3 protein-coding genes are annotated in these 6177 nt (G+C 58.2%); all 3 read left to right on the top strand.

Annotation, left to right across the window (positions count from 1 at the left end; genetic code table 11):
- A partial coding sequence (locus J3U88_RS33710) for an RHS repeat-associated core domain-containing protein (protein ID WP_207863625.1) occupies positions 1–3687 on the top strand: 3687 nt, incomplete at its 5' end.
- Between the two features lie 15 nt (positions 3688–3702).
- Positions 3703–4005 (top strand): Imm32 family immunity protein, encoded by a 303-nt coding sequence (locus J3U88_RS33705; protein ID WP_207863624.1) that lies wholly within the window; start codon positions 3703–3705, stop codon positions 4003–4005.
- Between the two features lie 578 nt (positions 4006–4583).
- Positions 4584–6177: hypothetical protein (locus J3U88_RS33700; protein WP_207863623.1), on the top strand; the 1594-nt coding region annotated here is incomplete at its 3' end.

Raw genomic sequence — 6177 nt, 5'->3', positions numbered from 1 at the left:
GAGAACAGCGGCTCGGGCGTCAGCAGCGCACGCCGCACCCAACGATCCTGGCTGGGCGATGAGGTGGCGATCCATCGCGGCACCGAGAACCCCTTCCAAACCGATCTGATTCGCAATGGCAGAATAACGCGGTTTAGCCTCGATCCCGCCACCGAACGCCTCAAGCAGCTGACCAACTTCGAGGGTGAAACCACCCAATTCGCGTGGCACGAGGCCGACCGACGCGTCGACATCACCGGCCCGGACAACAGCAACAGCCGCCTCTACTACGACGCCGACGGTCAGTTCGAGGCCCTGACCATCCAAAAACCCGACGGAAGTTACGCCGTACAAAACGCCGTCCTGCGCGACGCCCACAACCGCGTACAAGCCGTCCACACGCCGACCCGCACCACCCGATTCCACTACGACGGCCTCAACCTGAGCAACATCATCGACACCGAGGGCCGCCGCATCCACTACGCCGAATACGACGAAGCCGGCCGCCCGCTGCGTTTAACCCTGGAACGCGACACCCAAAAACAAGCCGACCTGGCGGTTGCGTACCACAACAACGGGCAACCGCGTTGCATCACCCTGCGGCCCAGCGCCGGCCACCCGGAGCGCTTCCATTTCAACGCCTTGGGTGACCTGATCCGTCACGAACGGCCCCACCGCGCCGCATCCGAGGTGCAGTTCAACGCCTGGGGCGCGCCGCAATCGCTGATCTACGACGCCGGCAACGGTCCCGAAACCCACCTCCTCTTCGCCGAGGGCGATAACCGCGCCCTGCAGTTCCCCAACCAGGTATTTGCCGAGGTCGACACCCAAGGCCGGGTTACCACCCTGGGTTACCCCGGCCTCGCGCCCAAAACCACCGACTACGACGCCGAAAGCCGGCCCGTGGTCATCAGCGAGGGCAACCACCCCGCGCGGCGCATCGCTTGGCGCGACGGCCGCGTCGACTTTCTGATCGCCGAGGCGCCCGTCCATCCCGCCGGCGGCACCCCCATCTCGGAAACCATCACCCCGGCCTACGATGCGACGGGCCGGGTCGTGCAACTAACCCACGCCGACGGCAGCGGCGAACAGTTCGTGTACCCGGCCGGATCCAAGGACCTCACCCGACTAGAACGCTTCACCGACGCCAACGGCGTGACCCAAAGCTACCGCTATAACCTCAACCGATTAACCGGCGTTCAAATCGAGGGCGGCCCCAGCTTCAACTATCAATACGATCCCGCCGGCAACCTGACCGAGGTATCGGTCGCGAACATGCAAACGCGCTACGAAGGTTGGCAAGAAGGGTTCCCCGCGCAAATGACCTGGGGCGACGGCACCGCGTTCACCGTCACCAAAGAAAACGGCCTGCTCAAAAGCATCAGCAGCACCGACACCTTCGAACTCAGCCTCGAATACGAAACCGGCGGCAACGGCTTGAGCGAGGATTGCGACCAAGCGGTAAATTATTCCGGTGCCAAACTCACGCGGGTCACCCGCGCCGGCCCGGACCTGCGCGAAACGCTGGTACCAAGTTACAACCCCAACCACACCTTGGGCGAGGTGCGGGTGGAGCGCGAGATCGCGGACACGGGCAACGGCCCCCAAAAAGCGCCGGAGACCTTGTCCTTCACCGAAAGCTACGGCAACGGCGACAAACAATTGCTCACCCAACTGACGCTGGTCCTCCACGACCAACCCAGCCCTGCGGGAAGCGACGACTTGGTGGACATCCAACTGCGCGGCCGAAGCACGGTTCAGGGCGAAGGCGGCCGCATCGCACAACAAACCAGCGAGGCGCCACGCGCGGTGGCTCAACCGGCGGACCCGGAGACCACGCACCAAGTCGGTTGGACCTACCAACCGGAGAACGGCAACCTGACCCAGGTCGCCGCCGTCTCAACCAACAAGCAACGCGGCCGTTACGAATGGGACGGATTCCGCCGCTTGCGCGCCATCGAGCGGGCCGACGGCAGCCGCATTGAATACGCTTACGACAGCGGGCACCGCCGCATCCGCGCCGCCACCGAGGGCAACCAAACCCCGCTGATTTTCTCGTACCAAGGTTCAAAACTGATCGCGGTCGGCCGCAAAGAAGGCGACGGGGCGCGCTGGACCCACGCGGTGGCCCACGGTCCCTTCGGCCCAGCCTTCATCGTCGACCTGGAAAACCCAAACAACAGCTATTACCTGTTCAACGACCACCTGGGCACCCCGTTCGCGTACAAGCGGGTCGGCGACGGCAAAGTGTTCTACACCCCAACCAGCCCCTACGGCGAAACCTGGTCGGACCGCTTCGAAGTGGCGGGCGGCGACAACACCGGCCCAGCAAGCAAACGCACAACAATCTACCACCTCGACCAAGGTTTCGAGACCCCGCCGTTCAACGGCTTCGACCAACCCTTCCTGGGCCTAAGCGGCCACATGCGCGACCAAGACACCGGCCTGGTCACCATGCACCACCGCTACTACAGCCCCCAACTCGGCCACTTCCTAAACCCCGACTTCCGCGCCCCGGACATCTACGACCCAAGCACCTTCACCGAGCCTTACGCATTCGCCGGCGGCAACCCAATGATGTTCTGGGACCCAAATGGGTTATTCAGTTGGGGTGTGGGAACCTCCTATGACTCCACATTCCTACGTGCTCAAGGAAAAACCGAAGAGGATATTTTCCAGATAGTTGAAGGCAAGAATGTAAAAGAAGGCAAGTATATTCAAGAACCGTTCAGCGGGCAGATAGATATATCTTATACGGCGATTCATTCAACCCAGAATCCAGAGCTGCTAATAACATCTAGCCCTCCCTTTAAACAGATTGACAACAAAGGTAATCTTCCGACTGGAGGTGTCATCAATACGGGTTGGATGTTAGATCCTATTTCGGGAACGATTTCCGCCTACGGCAATTTGTACTACTTCACACAGGAAGGATTTTATCTTGGACATGAATGGGACAGAACAACAGGCTCAGGAAAGATTGAATCAGATCAATCATTAGAGACTGTATTCATACCTGGGTTAATTTTGTCCGGAAAATTTTTGTTAAAAGGAGGCAGTAACCTAGGTAGGCTAGCAAAACAAAAGCTAGCAAGAGATGCTTTAGTAATTGATGATGCTCTGTTAAATGCTCATGTTGCAGAAGCATTGATTCCGATAGCGAGAACGAACACCTTAATTGTTCGAGAATCGTCAACTTCTAGTCTAATGGGAATTAGGAATAGTGTCTATAATACTTCAGGCCAAAGGCTAGGTAACTTTCTTGAAGACCCCGGTATTTTGGCAAAGGTAGTTCAAAATTCAAGAGTTTACGTGACCGATGTCGCCGAAAAATCCGCGCTGGTTAGCGCACTTAGGACAAACCCTGAAATCCAGAGAGCGATTGCCACTGGGCAGTTAAAGTTAGAAGTCAGGTACCTTCATGGGTATAATGGTGATGTTGTAAGCGCTGCTTCTAGGCAACTTCTTGGTCGTAATCGAGTTCCTAAACATGTCCAGATTCTACCTAGACAAAGAATCGGAAGACACCAGGTGGAAGTGCATGTCGGCCGGACCCATGGTCCACATGTTCACATCGACCGGGGAACCAGCTCTGAAGTCTACATTCGTCTGCAACATGAATTCTGGGAGAATTACATTCCGAATAAGTTACTAACAAACAAAAGAGTTAGAGATGCCATTTTAAAAGCAGCGTTTTACGGTTTATAAAACAGAGGTGAACTTGTGGAAAAAAAAGTTGAAGTTGTGTGTTTGTTTTCCGATTCTGGTGTTCCTATCATGGCAAAACAACAAGGATCGAATTTGATCTTGGAAGTCTTCGATGGAAAAGAACCATTTGAAAGGCAAGTTCATATCAGGGGAAATTCGAAAGGTTTGAAAGCACTCGGTGAATACTTAATTGCTGTCTCAGAAGTTAAAGACTTTCACGGTCACATTGATAGCGAAGTGTATTCTCCTCACTTCCGCTCTAAAAACGAGTTCTCACTAACTGTTGAGAACCAGGAAAAACAAAAAAGACGAAGTTAACCAGCCATAGTGTCCCAAAAATAACCACACCGCCACTTTACACCAAATTCCGCTCCTCCTAACAAGATTCAACGGCTCGTTTCATGGAAAATTGCCGATTATCTTGCCGGTGAGAGGACTGGTTTTCGTGCAAAGGTTTTATTTGGGCGCACTTCGGCCCCAAATGCCAACCGAATCCACAACATTCCTAACCTGAAACACGACCATAGATTCAAGTCCGAACCAAATCCACAACATTTCTAATCTGAAATGCGATCATAAAAACTGAGCAGGCCGCCCCGGCGGGTTCGTCGCCTGATCCTTCCCTCTGATTTGCCCTGCTCGCCGGACACCAGCCGATTTCACAGGTCTTGGTGTGGACGCTCCTCGTTGTAAAATGAGACGTACTCACGCAAAAGCTATTCAAGCTGACCTTTGGAGAAAATCACAAACCGATCCAGGCGTTCTTCGCGGATGCTCCGAATCGCCCGTTCCACATGCGCGTTCAGGTTCGGTGACTGGGGCGGCAGTTTCACCGTGGTCACTTAAGCCGCCGCCAAGGTTTGCTTAAATCGGTCACCGAAAACCGTCGCCCGATCATGAATCACATAGGCGCCCTCTTTCAAGAAACCCTCTTCTTCATCCGTTTGGTTGCGGGCGACCTGAACCAACCCCGCGACGGCACCGCCAAAACCGAACGCCTGTTCTCCGCGAGCGGTGTCGCCGTTGGCGGCAGCGACATCACCGGCATCCTCCACGGCGGCCTCACCAGCCGCGCCTACTACCCCGTGGGCGGCATCTACCAAACCAACAACGAGACCCTGCAGCAGGAACGCCTCAAGTACGGGGTCGCCGGCGACATCCTCAGCCATCGCCTGTTCAACATCTGGGGCGAACCCGTGCTGGAGGTCTCCCTCGACGCCACCACCCGGCGCCGCTTCGACCCCCTCGGCCGCCTCACCAACGAAACCATCACCGCACCCGACGCCACCATCACGCGGACCCTGAGCTACAGCTACCAGAATGCCCGCCTCGTCGTCACCAGCACCGATTCCAGCGACGGCAGCACCACCACCGCCCACTTCGACGAGCGCGGTCTGTTGCGACGCCAGGTCGTCAGCGGCGGTGCCGCGCCCGGCGGGGTCATCATGCGCTACGACACCCTCGGCCGCCTCATCGAACAAGAGGACCACGACGATCCCAACCACCGCATCACCACCCGCTACTTTGAGGACAGCGAGATCCCCACCCAAATCACCGCGCCCCAAGGCACGCAAACCTTCACCGTCGAGGCGGGCGACAACGGCATCGTCGTCACGGGCATGACCTGGCAGCCCACCGGCGAACAACCCGAAACCATCCCCTTGACCATCGACGCCGCCGGCCGCACCATCCGCACCAAACTGGAAGGCGTCGGCGCGGTGGAACATGCCTACGACGCCTTCGGCAACCGTACGGCCGTCACCGCGCAAGAAGGCCCACTCAAAGACAACGTCATCGCCGCCTGGAACTACGCCGCGGGAACCGTCACCTTCACCGACCACCGCGCCAACCGCACCATCACAACCAAAGCCGGAAACAACACCTGGCTGGACACCACGGCAACCATCGCCTTCGGCCACGGCGCCGCGGCGGGGCTTGGCAGCGACAGCACGCGCGCGGCCATCACCGAATACCTGCCCAACCGCGCGTTCACCGTCACCCGCACCACCCGCCTCGACGGCGATCACCTCGTCATCACCGAGAAAAACGGCGAAAGCGGCATCGAACAGACCCAGCGCATCAACGGCCTGGGTTACCCCGTCGAAATGAGTACCGGTGACCGGGTGACCACCGCCGGCAACCCCGCCCAAAACGACGGCTTCCCGCAAAGCTGGGACCTGCCGGGAGACGCCGACCTGCTTTTGCACCGCAACGCGAAGGGGCAGATCGAGGCGCTCAGCCACGGGACCGAACAGCCCGCCGCCCAGGCGCCGACCACCGCGACCGAGGACCGCGACAACCTCACCCTGTACCTCGGCTACGATGCGCAAGGCCGCTTACAAACCAGCACCGACCCGCGCGGCCTGAAGCTCACCCGCGCCTACCAAGGCGAGAGCGGGGTAATCAACACCGTCACCGCCGGCAACCCCAACAACGCGGACAACCTGCTGTTGCAAACCGAGAACAGCGGCTCGGGCGTCAGCAGCGCAC

Source organism: Acanthopleuribacter pedis (assembly GCF_017377855.1).
In the GTDB taxonomy this organism is placed as follows: domain Bacteria; phylum Acidobacteriota; class Holophagae; order Acanthopleuribacterales; family Acanthopleuribacteraceae; genus Acanthopleuribacter; species Acanthopleuribacter pedis.
Note: the sequence above shows the minus strand (reverse complement) of the source record. Positions and strands in the feature narration are given on the sequence as shown.